The sequence below is a fragment of the Pseudomonas sp. EA_65y_Pfl1_P113 genome, assembly GCF_963970525.1.
GTDB lineage: Bacteria > Pseudomonadota > Gammaproteobacteria > Pseudomonadales > Pseudomonadaceae > Aquipseudomonas > Aquipseudomonas tritici.
Genome location: NZ_CAXAQM010000053.1, coordinates 1 through 16,093, shown reverse-complemented (window position 1 = coordinate 16,093; position 16,093 = coordinate 1). Strand labels below are relative to the sequence as shown.

The window sequence follows — 16,093 nt, the reverse complement described above, 5'->3', positions numbered from 1 at the left end:
CATCTATACTCCAAAAACAGTCCGAACGCCTCATTCTTCAAGGCGATTCAACGCCTTGGTTCTCTGCATAAATATAAGATTGGAGACCACATGAACGCATCTGCCGATATTTCCGTGCAACAGGTCAAGTTGCTGATCAACGGCGAGTGGGTCGAGTCCAAGACCACCGAATGGCAAGACATCGTCAACCCGGCCACCCAGCAGGTGCTGGCCAAAGTTCCGTTCGCCACGGCCGATGAAGTGAACGCCGCCATCGACGCCGCGCATCGCGCCTTCCAGACCTGGAAGCTGACGCCGATCGGCGCACGCATGCGCATCATGCTCAAGCTGCAAGCCTTGATCCGCGAACATTCCAAGCGCATTGCGGTGGTCCTCAGCAACGAGCAGGGCAAGACCATTGCCGATGCCGAAGGCGATATTTTTCGTGGCCTGGAAGTGGTGGAACACGCCTGTTCCATCGGCACCCTGCAAATGGGCGAGTTCGCTGAAAACGTCGCCGGTGGCGTCGACACCTACACCCTGCGCCAGCCTATCGGCGTGTGCGCCGGTATTACGCCGTTCAACTTCCCGGCGATGATTCCACTGTGGATGTTCCCGATGGCGATTGCCTGCGGTAACACCTTCGTCCTCAAGCCTTCCGAGCAGGACCCGCTGTCGACCATGCTGCTGGTGGAGTTGGCGCTGGAAGCCGGGGTGCCTGCCGGCGTGCTCAACGTGGTGCACGGCGGTAAGGATGTGGTGGATGCGCTGTGCACCCATAAAGACATCAAGGCTGTGTCCTTCGTTGGTTCGACCGCCGTGGGCACTCACGTCTACGACCTGGCCGGCAAACACGGCAAGCGCGTGCAATCGATGATGGGCGCCAAGAACCACGCGGTGGTGCTGCCGGATGCCAACCGTGAACACACCCTCAACGCCCTGGTCGGCGCCGGTTTCGGCGCGGCAGGCCAGCGTTGCATGGCCACCTCGGTGGTGGTGCTGGTGGGCGCGTCGAAGCAGTGGCTGCCGGATCTCAAGGCGCTGGCGCAAAAGCTCAAGGTCAATGCCGGCAGCGAAGCCGGTACCGATGTCGGCCCGGTGATTTCCAAGCGCGCCAAGGCGCGAATCCTGGAACTGATCGAAAGCGGCGTGAAAGAAGGCGCCAAGCTGGAACTGGACGGCCGTGACATCAAGGTGCCGGGCTATGAGCAAGGCAACTTTGTCGGCCCGACCCTGTTCTCGGGCGTGACCACCGATATGCAAATCTACACCCAGGAAATTTTCGGGCCGGTGCTTGTGGTGCTGGAAGTCGACACCCTGGATGAGGCCATCGCACTGGTCAACGCCAACCCGTTCGGCAACGGCACCGGCCTGTTCACCCAGAGCGGCGCGGCGGCGCGTAAGTTCCAGAGCGAAATCGATGTAGGCCAAGTCGGCATCAACATCCCGATTCCGGTGCCGGTGCCGTTCTTCAGTTTCACCGGTTCCCGTGGTTCCAAACTCGGCGACCTTGGCCCGTACGGCAAGCAAGTGGTGCAGTTCTACACCCAGACCAAAACCGTCACCAGCCGCTGGTTTGATGACGACACAGTCAACGATGGCGTCAACACCACCATCAACCTGCGCTGATTCGGGAGACGACCATGAAGATTGCATTTATCGGCTTGGGCAACATGGGCGCGCCCATGGCCCGCAACCTGATCAAGGCCGGCCACGCGTTGAACCTGTTCGACTTGAACCAGACGGTGCTCAAGGAGCTGGCCGAGCTGGGCGGCGCTATCAGCGACTCACCGCGTGATGCGGCCAACGGCGCGGAGCTAGTGATCACGATGCTGCCCGCTGCTGCGCATGTGCGCAGCGTCTGGCTGAATGAAGACGGCGTGCTCGCCGGCATCGGCAAAGGCGTGCCGGCGGTGGACTGCAGCACCATCGACCCGCAAACCATCCGCGATGTGGCGGCTGCAGCGGCGAAGCAAGGCGTGGCCGTGGCTGACGCGCCAGTCTCTGGCGGCACGGGCGGCGCCCAGGCCGGTACGCTGACCTTCATGGTCGGCGCCAACCCTGAACTGTTCGCCACCCTGCAACCGGTGCTGGCGCAGATGGGCCGCAACATCGTGCATTGCGGCGACGTGGGCACCGGGCAAATCGCCAAAATCTGCAACAACCTGTTGCTGGGGATCAGCATGGTTGGCGTCAGCGAAGCCATGGCCCTAGGCGATGCCTTGGGTATCGACACGCAAGTGCTGGCGGGAATTATCAACAGCTCCACCGGGCGTTGCTGGAGTTCCGACACCTACAACCCATGGCCGGGCGTGATTGAAACCGCGCCGTCGTCCCGTGGCTACACCGGCGGGTTTGGTGCCGACTTGATGCTCAAGGATTTGGGCCTGGCCACTGAAGCGGCGCGCCAGGCCAAGCAGCCGGTGATCCTCGGCGCTGTGGCCCAGCAGTTGTATCAATCAATGAGCCAGCGTGGGGAAGGGGGCAAGGACTTCTCGGCGATTATCAACAGCTATCGCAAGCCCAAATAAGGTGCCGCTACGTGTAGTGAGCGGGCTTGCCCGGCGCCCCAGCGCGGGGCAAGCCCGCTCACTACAACAACTTCAAGCAAACACAAAATACTTACGCACCGTCTCGACCACTTCCCACGTACCCTTCATCCCCGGTTCCACCACAAAGATATCCCCAGCCCGCAAATGAATCGGTTCCAGACCTTCTGGTGTGATGATGCAGTAGCCTTCCTGGAAGTGGCAGTATTCCCACTTCACGTAGTCCACGTACCACTTGCCCGGTGTACAGATCCAGGTACCCATGATTTTGCTGCCGTCTTCGCTGGTGTAAGCGTTGAGGTTCACGGTGTGCGGGTCGCCTTCGAGCTTTTCCCATTTGCACGCGTCCAGGACCGGCAGGGGGTGGGTGTCGCGCAGTACGGTGATGGGCGTGGACATGATGACTCCAGGGCAGGGAATGGACAGATGAACCCTAAGGCCTCTGGCGTTGCGCCAGTGGTCTGAACTCGACATTGGGATGCTCAGAAGCGCAGGCGAATGCGATCCCTCTGGCACCCTGCGCTCCCACATTGGATCTTCAGTGGCTGATCCACCGTGCCGGAATGATATATCTAAGCGCCAATCCACCCATTCCTCGCAGTAAGTGCGAAAGATTTCCCGCTTCGCGCCAGAATTCGCAAGAAAATTCGCAGCAGGCCCTCGTATCATTCACCCCAGTAACCGCCGAGAGCCTTCAAATGAACCCAATAAAAACGTGGTGGGACATCAGCCCACCCTTGAGCACGGCGACCCCGACCTGGCCGGGCGATACGCCGTTCCAGGAAGAACGCGTGTGGCAGTTCGGCCCGGAGTGCCCGGTGAATGTCGGGCGCATTACCCTATCGCCGCACACCGGTGCCCATGTGGATGCACCGCTGCATTACAGCGCAGACGGCGCGCCGATTGGCGAGGTGTCGTTGGAGGTGTACATGGGGCCGTGCCGTGTGCTGCATTGCCTGGACAGCGTTGCGCTGGTGCAGCCGCATCAGCTGGAAGGCCGTGTGGATAACGTGCCGGAGCGTGTGTTGCTGCGCACTTATCCAAAAGCGCCACTCACCGAATGGGACTCGAACTTCACCGCCATTGCCCCGCAAACCATCGAGCTGCTGGCCAGCCTGGGTGTGCGTTTGATCGGTATCGACACCCCGTCCCTGGACCCGCAGCAGTCCAAGACCATGGATTCCCACAACGCCGTGTTCCGCCATGGCATGGCGATTCTGGAAGGCATCGTGCTCGATGACGTGCCGGAGGGCGACTATGAGCTGATCGCGCTGCCGCTGCGTTTCGCCAACCTCGACGCCAGCCCGGTCCGCGCCATTCTCCGTCCGCTCAAGGAACCCACGCGATGAGCCAATGTCCTTTCTCGCCTGATTACCAACCCCCGGAAGAATGGCATAACGCCGAACTGAATTTTTCCGAGTCCATGAGCTACGGCGATTACCTGGACCTGGGCAAAGTCCTCAGCGCCCAGCATCCGCTGTCGCCGGACCACAATGAAATGCTCTTCATCATCCAGCACCAGACCTCTGAGCTGTGGATGAAACTGATGCTCCACGAACTCAAGGCCGCCCGCGAGCACGTGCGCCTGGGCGAGTTGCCGCCGGCGTTCAAGATGCTGGCGCGGGTCTCGCGGATCTTTGATCAATTGGTGCACGCCTGGGCGGTGCTGGCGACGATGACGCCATCGGAGTACAAAGCCATTCGGCCGTTCCTCGGGCAGTCGTCTGGGTTCCAGTCGTTCCAGTACCGTGAGATCGAATTTATCCTCGGCAATAAAAGCGCGGCGCTGTTGCGGCCCCACGCCCATCGGCCGGAGCTGTTGAATGAGTTGAAAGTGGCGATTGCTACGCCGTCGCTGTATGACGAAGCGATCAACCTGATGGTTAAGGCAGGTTTGGCGATTGACCCGAAACGTGCCGAGCGCGACCCGACGGCGGCGACGGTTCACGATGAATCCGTGGAGGCGGCGTGGCGCGAGGTGTATCGCGATCCAAGCCGGTACTGGGATTTGTATCAGTTGGCCGAGAAATTTATCGACCTGGAGGATTCGTTCCGTCAGTGGCGCTTCCGCCATGTGACCACGGTGGAGCGGATTATCGGCTTCCAGCCGGGTACTGGCGGCACCGAAGGCGTGGGCTATTTGCGCAAGATGCTCGATACCGTGCTGTTCCCCGAACTCTGGCGAGTTCGCTCCACGCTGTAAACAAAAAGCCCCGGATCACCGGGGCTTTTCAGTTGGAACACATTCAAAACGGTGGGAGCTGGCTTGCCCGCTCCCACAGGGGTTATTGCATCACGGCTACTTTGGCGTTTTTCATCCGCAACCGGTAGGCAATGTAGATAATCCCCACCCACACCGGCATCGCATACACCGACTCGCGAATACCCGGGATCGCCAGCATCACGCTGATGATCATCAGCATGAACGCCAGGCACAGGTAGTTGCTGAACGGGAACCAAAAGGTCTTGAACGACGGCGTCACGCCTTGCTCGCCCATGGCCTTACGGAACTTGATATGGGTGATGCTGATTAGCGCCCAGTTGATCATCAGCGAGGCGACCACCAGCGCAAACAGCAACTCCAGCGCACTCTGCGGCGCGACGTAGTTGACCACCACGCACAGCATCGTCACCAGTGCCGAAATCGCCAGCGCCCGCAGCGGCACGCCTTGCTTGTTGAGTTTCATCAACGCTTTTGGCGCATCGCCTTGCTCGGCCAGGCCGAACAGCATGCGACTGTTGCAGTACACGCCGCTGTTGTACACCGACAGCGCCGCGGTCAGCACCACGAAGTTGAGGATGTGCGCAGCGGTGTCGTTGCCGATCAGCGAGAAGATCTGCACAAACGGGCTGCCGCTGTAGGGATCGCCCGACGCGCCGAGGGTTTGCAACAGTTGGTCCCACGGGTACAGCGACAGCAACACGGTGAGCGCGCCGACGTAGAAGATCAGGATCCGGTAGACGACTTGGTTGATCGCTTTCGGGATCACTTTGCGCGGCTCGCTGGCCTCGGCGGCGGTGATACCCACCAGCTCCAGGCCACCAAACGAGAACATGATGAATGCCATGGACATCAACAGCCCCATGCCGCCATTCGGGAAGAACCCGCCGTGGCTCCACAGGTTGCTGACGGACGCTTGCGGGCCGCCGGTACCGCTGAACAGCAGGTAGCAGCCAAGCACGATCATGCCGACAATCGCCACCACCTTGATGATCGCGAACCAGAACTCGGTCTCACCGAAGAACTTCACGTTCAGGGTGTTGATCAAGTTCACCGCGACAAAGAACACCAGCGCACTGACCCAGGTCGGGATCTCTGGCCACCAGAACTGGATGTACTTGCCCACGGCCGTCAGTTCGGCCATGCCCACCAGCACGTAGAGTACCCAGTAGTTCCAGCCCGCCAGGAAGCCTGCGTAACCGCCCCAGTATTTGTGGGCGAAGTGGCTGAAGGACCCGGCCACCGGCTCTTCGACGATCATTTCACCGAGCTGGCGCATGATCAGGAACGCGATAAAACCGGCAATCGCGTAACCGAGGATCATCGACGGCCCCGCCGACTTGAGCACCCCGGCCGAGCCGAGGAACAACCCCGTGCCGATCGCCCCTCCCAAGGCGATCAGCTGAATGTGCCGGTTCTTCAGGCCACGCTTGAGGCCTACCGGGTTAACCATGTCATCCGCCATTAACATTCCCTTCTACTTGTTTTTCTCAGGGTTGATTGCACGCAGCACCAACCCCTCAGAAGTGCTGAGGGGTCAGATATTACTCTGCGTAAACTTTTCGTAATACAGCTGAACGCCATCAAGTGCCTGATCCGCCAGCCATTGTTGGATGGACTCGACCATTGGAGGGGGGCCGCACAGGTACATATCCGCCGATCTGTCCCGCAATTCAGCCAAGTCGAAATGCTCGGTGAGGTAGCCCCGTTTGCCGGGCCATTCATCTGACGGGGCACTCAATACTTCGGTGTAGCGAAAATCAGCGATTTTTGTGGCATAGCCTTGGATGCGTGCCACCTCACATAAGTCTTCGGCGCCGCGCACGCCGTAGTACAGGTGCACGGGCTGGTTGCAGCCATTGGCAGCCAGTTCATCGAGCATCCCCAGCAAGGCCGAAAGCCCGGTTCCACCCGCCACCAGCACCAGCGGTTGGGTGACGTGGCGCAGGTAGAAGGCACCGAGTGGCGCTTCCATCAACAGCTCATCGCCCACCTGGCAGCGCTCGCGGATGTAGTTGCTCATCACCCCATCGGGCAACAGGCGGATCAGAAACTGCAGTTGATTGCCCGCAAGGTTGGCGAAGGAGTAAGACCGCCAACTGTCCGTGCCAGGCACCGACAGGCGTGCGTATTGACCCGGCAGAAAATCCAGCGCCTGATCCAACTGCACCTGCAGGATCGCCGTACTCGCCGACACCTGCTGCACCGCGCTCACCGTGCCTCGCACCTGCACCGGACCAGGCGCATTGCACAGGCTTGAATCAAAGTCGAAATAGAACGTTGCGTCGGACTTCACCCGCGTCTGGCAACTGAGCATCTTGCGCTGTTGCAGATCGAGGCTCGACAGTGCTTCTTCGTCCACATAATCCTGGCTGTAATCGCCTGACTCGCAACGACCCTGGCAGGTGCCGCACACGCCTTCGCGACAGTCCAGAGGGATCTTGATGCCGTTGCGCAGTGCTGCGTCCAGCAGGATTTCATGGGGGCCTACCGGGAAAAACAGCGTCTTGCCATCGGCAAAACTGAAGGCCACTTTGTGATTCATCTGATTGCTCTCCAAACACCCCGTAGCAGCTGTGGAGGTGTTCACAGGTGATAGAAGTCCAGCACCGAGTTGATGGTGTCGTTGAGCAGCAACGCGTGCTTGCGCGTAATCAACCAACTGTCGCCATGGGGCTTGAGGCTGTAGGTGGCATGCCCGTAAAACTGCTCCGAAGTGGCCAACCGACAAAACAACGTGTGCCAGTTCAGCCGCACTTCCAGCATGCCATCCGCCTGCTCGGCGATGCGTACGTTGTTGATCAGGTGAACGGTACGCGGCATGGGTGTCGCCGACGCGGCTTTGCCCGTGCGCAACCGGAACACGCGGTCTTCCAGGCCCGAACGGTTGGCGTAATAGATCAACGACATCTCGCGCTTGGGGTCGCGGGTGTAGACGTGTTCCGAGTCCCATTGCGGCAGGTGGAATTCACTCTGCGGATCGAACAGTTGCACATAGGCATCCCAGTCCTGGGCGTCGCACAGCTCGGATTTGCGGTAGAAAAACTGCTCTATCTGGTATTGCAGGTGCGCGTTCATCATTCCACCTCCCGCAGTTTCAGCGCTTGCCGGTCCAGGCCATCCAACAGAAATCGCTGCCAGTTGCGGTGTTGGTTCACGTAGAGGCCTTCGTGGGTGAACTCGGTGCCGGTCATGGCCGGCTGGATGCCGATGGCTTCGCTGTTGGGCGTGGGGCCGCTTTCCCAGCGATGGCTGCCGCGCGAGATATCGCTCCAGCGCTCCAGCCGGCCCTGGAAACCGCGCTGGGCTTCGCGAAACTCCACCAGGTCGTCCGGCGTGCCCATGCCCGAAACGTTGAAAAAATCTTCAAACTGACGAATACGGTTTTCGCGGTCGGCGTCGGATTCGTTTTTCACCCCCAGGCACTGGCTGATAATTTCGGTCTTGTTCCAGGCCTCCGGCCGGATAATGCGCAGTTGCGAGCTGATCTGGTCGAGGAAGAACAGGCTCGGGTAGATGTTCAGGTTGCGCAGGCGGTGCATCATCCACTCGGCCTTTTGCTGGCCGTGCTCTTCGATCAGGCGCGGCATGATGGTGGCGTAGCCGGAACGTACGCTGGGGTTGGGCATGTCACTGAACAGCAGGCTGTGGCCGTTGTTGAAGGCGAACCAACCGTCGTCGGTATTCGCGTCGCCGGCGCCGAGTTTGCTGTAGTCCAGCGTGGTGCCGGACGCGCTGCCGTTCTCGGTATTCACCTGTTGGCGGTGCTGCACCGTGGCCACGTAGTTGTAGTGCACGGTGCTGACGTGATAACCGTCCAGGCCGTTTTCGTTCTGCAATTTCCAGTTGCCATCGTAGGTGTAGGCGGACTTGCCCGGCAGCACTTCCAGCTCACCGGTGGCGGACTGGGCGACCATCATGTCGAAAAACACGTTCGCATCGCCGAGGAAGTCTTCCAGGCTGTCCGTGCCATTCACGTCCAGGCTGATAAACACGAACCCTTTGTAGCTTTCGATGCGGGCCTTTTTCAGGCCGCGTGTGGCTTTGTCGAAACCTTCCGGGTATTCCCCTGGCGCCTTGACCTTCACCAGCCGGCCATCGCTCTTGTAGCACCAGGCGTGGAATGGGCACGTGAAGGTCGACTGATTACCTTTGCCGACTCGCGTCAACGTGGTGCCGCGATGCTGGCAGGCGTTGATCAGCGCGTTGAGCTGGCCGTCGCCATCGCGGGTGATGATCATTGGCTGGCGCCCGGCACGCATCGTCACGAAGTCGTGGTTGTTCGCCAGTTCGCTTTCGTGGCAGGCGTAGATCCAGTTTTTCTCGAAGATCAGTTCCATCTCCAGGTCGAACAGTTCCGGTTCAGTGAACATGTCGCGGGCGATGCGGAACACTTCATCTGCCGGGCGAAAATCCAGGCAACTGTCGATAAAGCTTTTCCATTGCTCGACGCTTCTTGCACCACTCATGGGAGGCACCTTTTTGATTGGGGCTAAACGGTGGTTCATTAGAGGCAGCGGGGCAGGGCGCGGGCTATCCACTTAATGGGGGAACCTGAGCCGGATAATTGGGCAGCAAATACCCAACCCGGTGCAGGCCGGTGACGGGATGCGCTACTGTCTGGCAGGGCAAGAGGCGAAAAAAGCCGGCTACTTATCCACATAGTCGACCGTTGCTATCCATCGGGTTGCGATACGGCAGGTGTGGCTTGGAACTTGCCTTGATCCACAGGACGCGCCGTCAGAGCGCGCAAATGCCTAACCGCCGTGGGTGCACCCTGATGAGCAGCCAAACGATTCAACGCTTCGACCTGGAAGGCGCCCGCAGCTGGATGTCCGGCATCTGCGGGCCCCATCGCCTGGCCACCGCCACGCCCGAACGCCTGCGTTTTCATCACAGCGCCAACGTGTTCAAGTCGCGCGCCACTACCTTGGGCATGATCGAATACGGCACCGACGTGACCATCGACATCGAAGACGCCGAGCACTTCAGCAGCTATAGCCTGAGCCTGCCGCTGGTGGGCGAGCAGGAATTGAGCAAGAACGGCGAGCGCCTGAGTTCCAACCGTGACCAAGGGGTGATCATCTCGCCTAACGAGCACCAGGTGCTGGCGATTTCCGGTGACTGTCGCAAGTTGCAGGTGGTGATCACGCGCGCAGCGATGAGCGAGTCCCTGGAAGGGTTGCTGCATCGGCCGATTGAGGCGCCGTTGCGCTTTGAGTCAGTGATGGACGCGGTGGACGGCGCTTCAGCGTCGTGGTGGCGCATGGCGCGTTACTTCATTGCGGAGCTGGAACACGGCAGCGAGTTGTATGAGCAGGCTGCGTTCACCCGCGACCTGGAAAGTTCGTTGATTAAGGGCCTGATCCTGGCCCAGCCGAACAATTACTCCGAAGAACTGCGCGACGTATTGGGCGTGAAACTGCCGCACTACCTGATCCGTGCGCGCCAGTACATCCACGACAACGCTCGCGAAGCCGTGCATCTGGAAGACCTCGAAGCGGCCGCAGGGGTGTCGCGGTTCAAGCTGTTCGATGCGTTTCGTAAGTATTTCGCACTGTCGCCGATGGCTTATTTGAAGAAGTACCGACTGAGTTCGGTTCGCCAGGAAATCCTTGAGCATGGCTCCACTCGCACCATTTCCGAAATCGCTCTAGGTTGGGGGTTCACTCATCTGGGCCGGTTTTCAGCCGAATACCGAAAACTGTTCGACGAGTCCCCCAGCCAGACCCAGCAGCGCAAGCGCATGCGCAGTATCTGAAGGCAATGAACATCAAACTGTGGCTTGCCTGCTCCCACATTGGATTCTCAGTGTTTGGGAGGCTCAGATCAGTTCTTCCACCAGGTGCAGGCAATGATTCAGCCCCGGCGACTGATCATTCACTCGTCGGCTGAGGATGATCGGCGACGTCGCCGTGGCTTCCACAATCGGCGTGTAGCCAATATCCGCCCGGTGCAGCACCTGCACCGAAGCCGGCACCAACGTCACCCCCATCCCGGCCCCGACCAGCCCGATAGCGGTCTGCAGTTCGTTGGTCCACTGCGCCACTTTGAGGCTCAGGCCATGGGCGTCGAACAGCGCAATCACATGGTCGGCATAGCTGGGGCGCGGGTTGCCGGGGTAAAGCACAAACGGCTCGGCGGCGAGTTGAGTGAGGGTGGCGGGCGCGCCCAGCAAGGGGTGACCGGCGGGCAACACGGCGACCAGCCGATCCTGCACCAGCACACGCTGGACGATGGCCGGATCGTCGATACGAATCCGCCCGAACCCCACATCAATCCGCCCGGCCTTGAGCGCCTCGACCTGCTGCAAGGTGGTCATCTCCGAGAGCCCCAATTCCAGCTCCAGCGCCTCATGACTGCGCAATCGCCGAATCAATTCAGGCAGCACGCCGTACAAGGTCGAGGGTGCAAAACCGATACCCAGCCAGGTCTTTTCACCCTGGCCGATGCGGCGCGTGTTGTCGCAGACTTTGTTCAGTTGCTCCAGCAGCACATTGGCGTGCTCATAGAAGAACCGCCCGGCCTCGGTCAGCCGCAGCGGCCGGCCACGCTCCAGCAAAATCACGCCCAGCTCATCCTCCAATTGCTGGATCTGCCGACTCAACGGCGGCTGAGCGATGTGCAGACGTTCGGCGGCGCGGGTGAAGTTCAGGGTTTCTCCCAGCACCTGGAAATAGCGCAAGTGACGCAGTTCCATGACGGCTCCTTTCATACCTTTGGGGTATTGGTCGAGACTAATTCTATATTGGAAGCCTCGAAAGATGCGGAACAGAATCGGCTCAACTCTAAAAATAACCCAACGGGTATAGCCATGCCGATTTGCGCCATCGAGTCGATCGACACTGTCATCGTCGACCTCCCCACTATTCGCCCGCACAAGTTGGCGATGCACACGATGCAAAACCAGACGCTGGTGATCATCCGCCTGCGCTGCGCCGACGGCATCGAAGGCATCGGCGAAGCCACTACCATTGGCGGCCTGAGCTACGGCAATGAAAGCCCCGACAGCATTAAGGTCAACATCGACCGCCATTTCGCACCGCTGTTGATTGGCCAGGACGCGAGCAATATCAACGCGGCCATGTTGCGCCTGGAGCGCAGCATTCGCGGCAACACCTTTGCCAAGTCCGGTATCGAAAGCGCCTTGCTCGACGCGCTGGGCAAACGCCTGAACCTGCCGGTCAGCGAGTTGCTCGGCGGCCGTGTGCGTGACGCGTTGCCGGTGGCCTGGACCCTGGCCAGCGGCAACACCGAAAAGGACATTGCCGAGGCAGAAAAGATGCTCGACCTGCGCCGCCACCGCATCTTCAAATTGAAGATTGGTGCGGGCGAAGTCAGCCATGACCTGGCCCATGTGATCGCGATCAAAAAGGCCCTTGGCGAGCGTGCCAGTGTGCGTGTCGACGTCAACCAGGCGTGGGATGAAGCCGTGGCACTGCGGGCATGCAAGGTGCTCGGCGACAACGGGATCGACCTGATCGAACAACCGATCTCACGCAATAACCGTGGCGGCATGGCGCGGCTCAACCTGTCGAGCCCGGCGCCGATCATGGCCGATGAGTCCATTGAGTGTGTCGAGGATGCCTTCAACCTGGCCCGCGAAGGCGCGGCGTCGGTGTTCGCCCTCAAAATCGCCAAGAACGGCGGCCCCCGTGCGGTGTTGCGCACTGCTGCGATTGCCGAGGCGGCGGGTATTGGCCTGTACGGCGGTACCATGCTCGAGGGCGGTATCGGCACCCTGGCTTCTGCACATGCCTTTCTCACGCTGAACAAACTGGCGTGGGACACCGAACTGTTTGGTCCGTTGTTGCTGACCGAAGACATCCTCACCGCGCCACCGGTTTATCGCGACTTTCAGCTGCATGTCTCCAACGCACCGGGCCTGGGCCTGGCCATTGATGAGGAGCGCCTGGCGTTCTTCCGTCGTGACAAACACTAAGAGGCGTCTGCCATGTTGTTCCACGTAAAAATGACCGTGAACCTGCCCGTCGACATGAACCCCGAACGTGCAGCCAGCCTCAAGGCCGATGAGAAAGCCTTGGCGCAACGCCTGCAACAAGACGGCAAATGGCGCCACCTGTGGCGCATCGCCGGGCACTACGCCAACTACAGCGTGTTTGACGTCGACAGTGTGCAAGAACTGCACGACCTGCTGATGCAACTGCCGCTTTACCCCTACATGGCTATCGAAGTGAATGCCTTGTGCCGGCACCCGTCGTCGATCCATGAGGATGACCGCTAGGTCGATTTTCAAACTAATAACTACAAGATGAGGAATGCACCATGTCCATCCGACTGTCCCAGACTGCCCATGCCCAACAGTTTCTCGAAGAAGCCAGCGGCAACCTTAACGACCGCGGCAATCCGCGCACTAAATCGCTGATCTACCGGATCCTGCGTGACGCCGTGAACATTATCGAAGACCTGGAGGTGACCCCGGAAGAGTTCTGGAAGGCCGTCAACTACCTCAACGAACTGGGCAAAAACCAGGAAGCCGGTTTACTTGCCGCCGGGTTGGGCCTGGAACATTACCTGGACCTGTTGATGGACGCCGCCGATGAAGAGGCCGGTAAGTCCGGCGGTACCCCGCGCACCATCGAAGGCCCGTTGTACGTGGCCGGGGCGCCGTTGTCGAAGTACGAGGCACGGCTGGATGATGGCAAGGATGATGCGGTGCCGCTGTTCATGCGCGGGCAGGTGCGTGACATCGATGGCAAGCCGGTGGCGGGGGCGATTGTGGATGTGTGGCAGGCCAACACCGCGGGTACGTATTCGTGGTTCGACCCGACGCAATCCGAATTCAACCTGCGCCGTCGCATCGAGACCGATGCCCAGGGCAACTACCGTTTTCGCAGCATCGTGCCGTCGGGTTACGGTTGCCCGCCGAGCGGGCCGACCCAGCAACTGCTCGATCAACTCGGGCGTCACGGACAGCGGCCGGCGCATATCCACTTCTTTATCTCGGCGCCGGGGCATCGGCACTTGACCACGCAGATCAACCTGTCGGACGACCCGTACCTGCATGATGATTTTGCCTATGCCACGCGGGATGACTTGATTGCGCAGATTCGCTTCAGTGACGACCCGCAACTGGCGCGCGGGTTTGGCGTGGAGGGTCGGTTTGCGCAGATTGATTTTGACTTTGAATTGCACGTGGCTGACGCGCCGGTAGAACAAAAACGCATGCAACGCGTACGCGCCCTCGAAGACTAAACGCGGTTAAAAATGTGGGAGCGGGCTTGCTCGCGAATGCGGTATCTCAGTCAATATATTCGGCGACTGATACATCGCATTCGCGAGCAAGCCCGCTTGGGTTCTGGGGGGTTACGGTTATTTGCGGATGACCAGATCCAGCACCTCATCCCGATCCTTGATCTTCTGCAACACAATCTCCGAACGGATATCCATCACCCCCGCCGTGCGGTTCAAGTGGTTCACGATAAAGTCGGAAAAGTGCTTCAGATTCCTCGCCTGCACGCGCAGCACATAGTTGCTGGCACCCGTGATTACATAGGCACTGGCGACTTCCGGCCAGCCCTGCACCTTTTTGATAAACGTCTCATGCCAATCCTCCACGTCCTGGCGTAACGACAGGTGGACGATGGCTTCCAGCTCGATTCCCAATTGCTCGGCATTCAGCACTGCGCGATAGCCGCTGACGATTCCCTCACTCTCCAACAGGCGCAAACGGCGCAGGCAGGCGGAAGGCGACAATGCAACTTTTTCCGCCAGCTCCTGGTTGCTGATACGACCATCCTGTTGCAGGAAATGCAGGAGGCGCAGGTCGGTGGCGTCAAGAATCATGGTTAGAATAAATCCGCGTGTTTGGGGGTTAAATTCGAATTTCCTACAGCTTAATTAGCCTGTTACCCACCACTTTGCACGAAAATTCTCTAAAACTTCGTTCATTATTTGGTCCATTCTCACTTATAAAAGCCAGGACAACCCATGACCACTCGAAGCCATTGCCAAGCCCTCGATGCCCAGGATTCGCTGGCAGCGTTGCGTCGTCAGTTCGCCTTGCCTGAGGGCGTGATCTACCTCGACGGCAACTCCCTCGGCGCGCGTCCGGTGGCGGCGCTGGCGCGGGCGCAGGCGGTGATTGCCGAAGAATGGGGCAATGGCCTGATTCGCAGCTGGAACAGCGCCGGTTGGGCGGACTTGTCCCAGCGCCTGGGCAACCGCCTGGCGCCGCTGATGGGTGCGCATGACGGCGAAGTGGTGATCACCGATACCACCTCGATCAACCTGTTCAAGGTGCTCAGCGCGGCGTTGACTGTGCAACGTCAACGCCAGCCTCATCGCAAAGTGATCGTCAGCGAAGCGAGCAACTTTCCTACCGATTTGTACATTGCCGAGGGCCTGGCCGAGCTGCTGCAGCAAGGTTATTCCCTGCGCCTGGTAAACAGCCCGGACGAATTGCCCCAGGCCATCGATGAGGACGTGGCGGTGGTGATGCTTACCCACGTCAACTACAAGACCGGCTACATGTACGACATGCAGTCGCTGACCGCCCTGAGCCATGAAGGTGGCGCGTTGAGTATTTGGGACCTGGCGCATTCGGCAGGCGCCGTGCCCATCGACCTGCATCAGGCGGGTGCCGACTATGCGATTGGCTGCACCTACAAATACCTTAACGGTGGCCCGGGCTCCCAGGCGTTTGTGTGGGTCAACCCGGCGTTGGTGGATGTGGTGCGTCAGCCGTTGTCCGGCTGGTTCGGGCACAACCGCCAGTTCGCCATGGAGTCGACTTACGCACCGAGCGCAGGCATCGCGCGTTACTTGTGCGGCACCCAGCCGATTACCTCGCTGGCCATGGTGGAATGCGGCCTGGAGATTTTTGCCCAGACCGACATGGCGAGTCTGCGCAGCAAATCCCTGGCGTTGACCGACCTGTTCATCGCGCTGGTCGAGGCCCGTTGCGGCGCCCACGGCCTGGAACTGATCACCCCGCGTGAACACGCCAGGCGCGGCAGTCATGTGAGCTTTGAACACCCCGAAGGCTACGCGGTGATCCAGGCCTTGATCGCCCGTGGAGTGATCGGCGATTACCGTGAACCGCGCATCATGCGCTTTGGTTTTACCCCGCTGTACACCAGCTTTACCGAGGTATTCGATGCGGTGGAAATCCTCGGCGACATCCTCGACAACCACACCTGGGACCAGCCGCAATACAAAGTCCGAAACAGCGTCACTTAAGCACAACCCAAATCCAATGTGGGAGGCCCCACTACATCTTCGACGTAGCGCTGTCGCGCATCAAACTGGTTCATCGTAAGGTTATAGAACGCGTGCGGGGCAAAGGCCGTAGCCAGCACTGGTGTGTCAGCACCCGAGTGGG

16 protein-coding genes are annotated in these 16,093 nt (G+C 59.8%); 9 read left to right on the top strand and 7 right to left on the bottom strand.

What is annotated here, in order from left to right; all coding sequences use genetic code 11:
* Window positions 1-90: 90 nt before the first annotated feature.
* Window positions 91-1,608: a CoA-acylating methylmalonate-semialdehyde dehydrogenase gene (locus AACY52_RS27170; RefSeq protein WP_339437465.1), complete on the top strand. Its 1,518-nt coding sequence runs from the start codon at window positions 91-93 to the stop codon at window positions 1,606-1,608.
* 14 nt (window positions 1,609-1,622) lie between these two features.
* Entirely contained in the window at window positions 1,623-2,510 is an 888-nt protein-coding gene (gene mmsB, locus AACY52_RS27165; protein WP_339420520.1) for a 3-hydroxyisobutyrate dehydrogenase, read from the top strand.
* 72 nt (window positions 2,511-2,582) lie between these two features.
* Here mmsB and AACY52_RS27160 read toward each other — a convergent pair whose 3' ends face one another.
* A complete protein-coding gene (locus tag AACY52_RS27160) occupies window positions 2,583-2,927 on the bottom strand; it encodes a cupin domain-containing protein (protein WP_049711538.1) in 345 nt (114 codons plus the stop codon).
* Between the two features lie 299 nt (window positions 2,928-3,226).
* Here AACY52_RS27160 and kynB point away from each other — a divergent pair, with 299 nt between their 5' ends.
* Together kynB and kynA are read left to right on the top strand one after the other, a co-directional pair.
* Window positions 3,227-3,877, top strand: a complete 651-nt coding sequence (gene kynB / locus AACY52_RS27155) for an arylformamidase (RefSeq protein WP_339420521.1) — start codon at window positions 3,227-3,229, stop codon at window positions 3,875-3,877.
* Window positions 3,874-4,731 carry a tryptophan 2,3-dioxygenase gene (gene kynA / locus AACY52_RS27150; RefSeq protein ID WP_017137968.1) on the top strand — a complete coding sequence of 286 codons (858 nt, stop codon included), beginning with the start codon at window positions 3,874-3,876 and terminating at the stop codon, window positions 4,729-4,731. Before kynB ends, kynA begins: the two co-directional genes overlap by 4 nt.
* Before the next feature lie 82 nt (window positions 4,732-4,813).
* Here kynA and AACY52_RS27145 read toward each other — a convergent pair whose 3' ends face one another.
* The 4 genes from AACY52_RS27145 to antA form a co-directional block, all read right to left on the bottom strand.
* Window positions 4,814-6,214, bottom strand: a complete 1,401-nt coding sequence (locus AACY52_RS27145; RefSeq protein WP_339427499.1) for an amino acid permease — start codon at window positions 6,212-6,214, stop codon at window positions 4,814-4,816.
* A gap of 72 nt (window positions 6,215-6,286) precedes the next feature.
* A complete protein-coding gene (gene antC / locus AACY52_RS27140; protein ID WP_339420523.1) occupies window positions 6,287-7,294 on the bottom strand; it encodes an anthranilate 1,2-dioxygenase electron transfer component AntC in 1,008 nt (335 codons plus the stop codon).
* A gap of 41 nt (window positions 7,295-7,335) precedes the next feature.
* Entirely contained in the window at window positions 7,336-7,827 is a 492-nt protein-coding gene (gene antB / locus AACY52_RS27135) for an anthranilate 1,2-dioxygenase small subunit (RefSeq protein WP_339420524.1), read from the bottom strand.
* Window positions 7,827-9,218 (bottom strand): anthranilate 1,2-dioxygenase large subunit, encoded by a 1,392-nt coding sequence (antA, locus tag AACY52_RS27130; protein ID WP_339560995.1) that lies wholly within the window; start codon window positions 9,216-9,218, stop codon window positions 7,827-7,829. The genes antB and antA overlap by 1 nt, the downstream gene beginning before the upstream one ends.
* 311 nt (window positions 9,219-9,529) lie before the next feature.
* Here antA and AACY52_RS27125 point away from each other — a divergent pair, with 311 nt between their 5' ends.
* On the top strand, window positions 9,530-10,510 hold the full coding sequence (locus AACY52_RS27125; protein ID WP_339420526.1) for a helix-turn-helix domain-containing protein: 981 nt from the start codon (window positions 9,530-9,532) through the stop codon (window positions 10,508-10,510).
* A 63-nt stretch (window positions 10,511-10,573) separates the two neighbouring features.
* Here the strand turns inward: AACY52_RS27125 and AACY52_RS27120 are convergent, their stop codons facing one another.
* The gene (locus AACY52_RS27120; RefSeq protein WP_339420527.1) at window positions 10,574-11,449 is read right to left on the bottom strand and encodes a LysR family transcriptional regulator; all 876 of its coding nucleotides are present in this window, start codon (window positions 11,447-11,449) and stop codon (window positions 10,574-10,576) included.
* A 114-nt stretch (window positions 11,450-11,563) separates the two neighbouring features.
* Here AACY52_RS27120 and AACY52_RS27115 point away from each other — a divergent pair, with 114 nt between their 5' ends.
* The 3 genes from AACY52_RS27115 to catA are packed head-to-tail and all read left to right on the top strand — an operon-like array spanning window position 11,564 to window position 13,965.
* Window positions 11,564-12,691, top strand: a complete 1,128-nt coding sequence (locus tag AACY52_RS27115) for a muconate cycloisomerase family protein (RefSeq protein ID WP_339420528.1) — start codon at window positions 11,564-11,566, stop codon at window positions 12,689-12,691.
* Between the two features lie 12 nt (window positions 12,692-12,703).
* Entirely contained in the window at window positions 12,704-12,994 is a 291-nt protein-coding gene (gene catC / locus AACY52_RS27110) for a muconolactone Delta-isomerase (protein ID WP_065874670.1), read from the top strand.
* A gap of 41 nt (window positions 12,995-13,035) precedes the next feature.
* A complete protein-coding gene (gene catA, locus AACY52_RS27105; protein WP_339438157.1) occupies window positions 13,036-13,965 on the top strand; it encodes a catechol 1,2-dioxygenase in 930 nt (309 codons plus the stop codon).
* Between the two features lie 117 nt (window positions 13,966-14,082).
* Here catA and AACY52_RS27100 read toward each other — a convergent pair whose 3' ends face one another.
* Window positions 14,083-14,556: an Lrp/AsnC family transcriptional regulator gene (locus AACY52_RS27100; protein WP_339437464.1), complete on the bottom strand. Its 474-nt coding sequence runs from the start codon at window positions 14,554-14,556 to the stop codon at window positions 14,083-14,085.
* A 144-nt stretch (window positions 14,557-14,700) separates the two neighbouring features.
* Here AACY52_RS27100 and kynU point away from each other — a divergent pair, with 144 nt between their 5' ends.
* The gene (gene kynU, locus AACY52_RS27095; protein ID WP_339437463.1) at window positions 14,701-15,951 is read left to right on the top strand and encodes a kynureninase; all 1,251 of its coding nucleotides are present in this window, start codon (window positions 14,701-14,703) and stop codon (window positions 15,949-15,951) included.
* Window positions 15,952-16,093 lie beyond the last annotated feature (142 nt).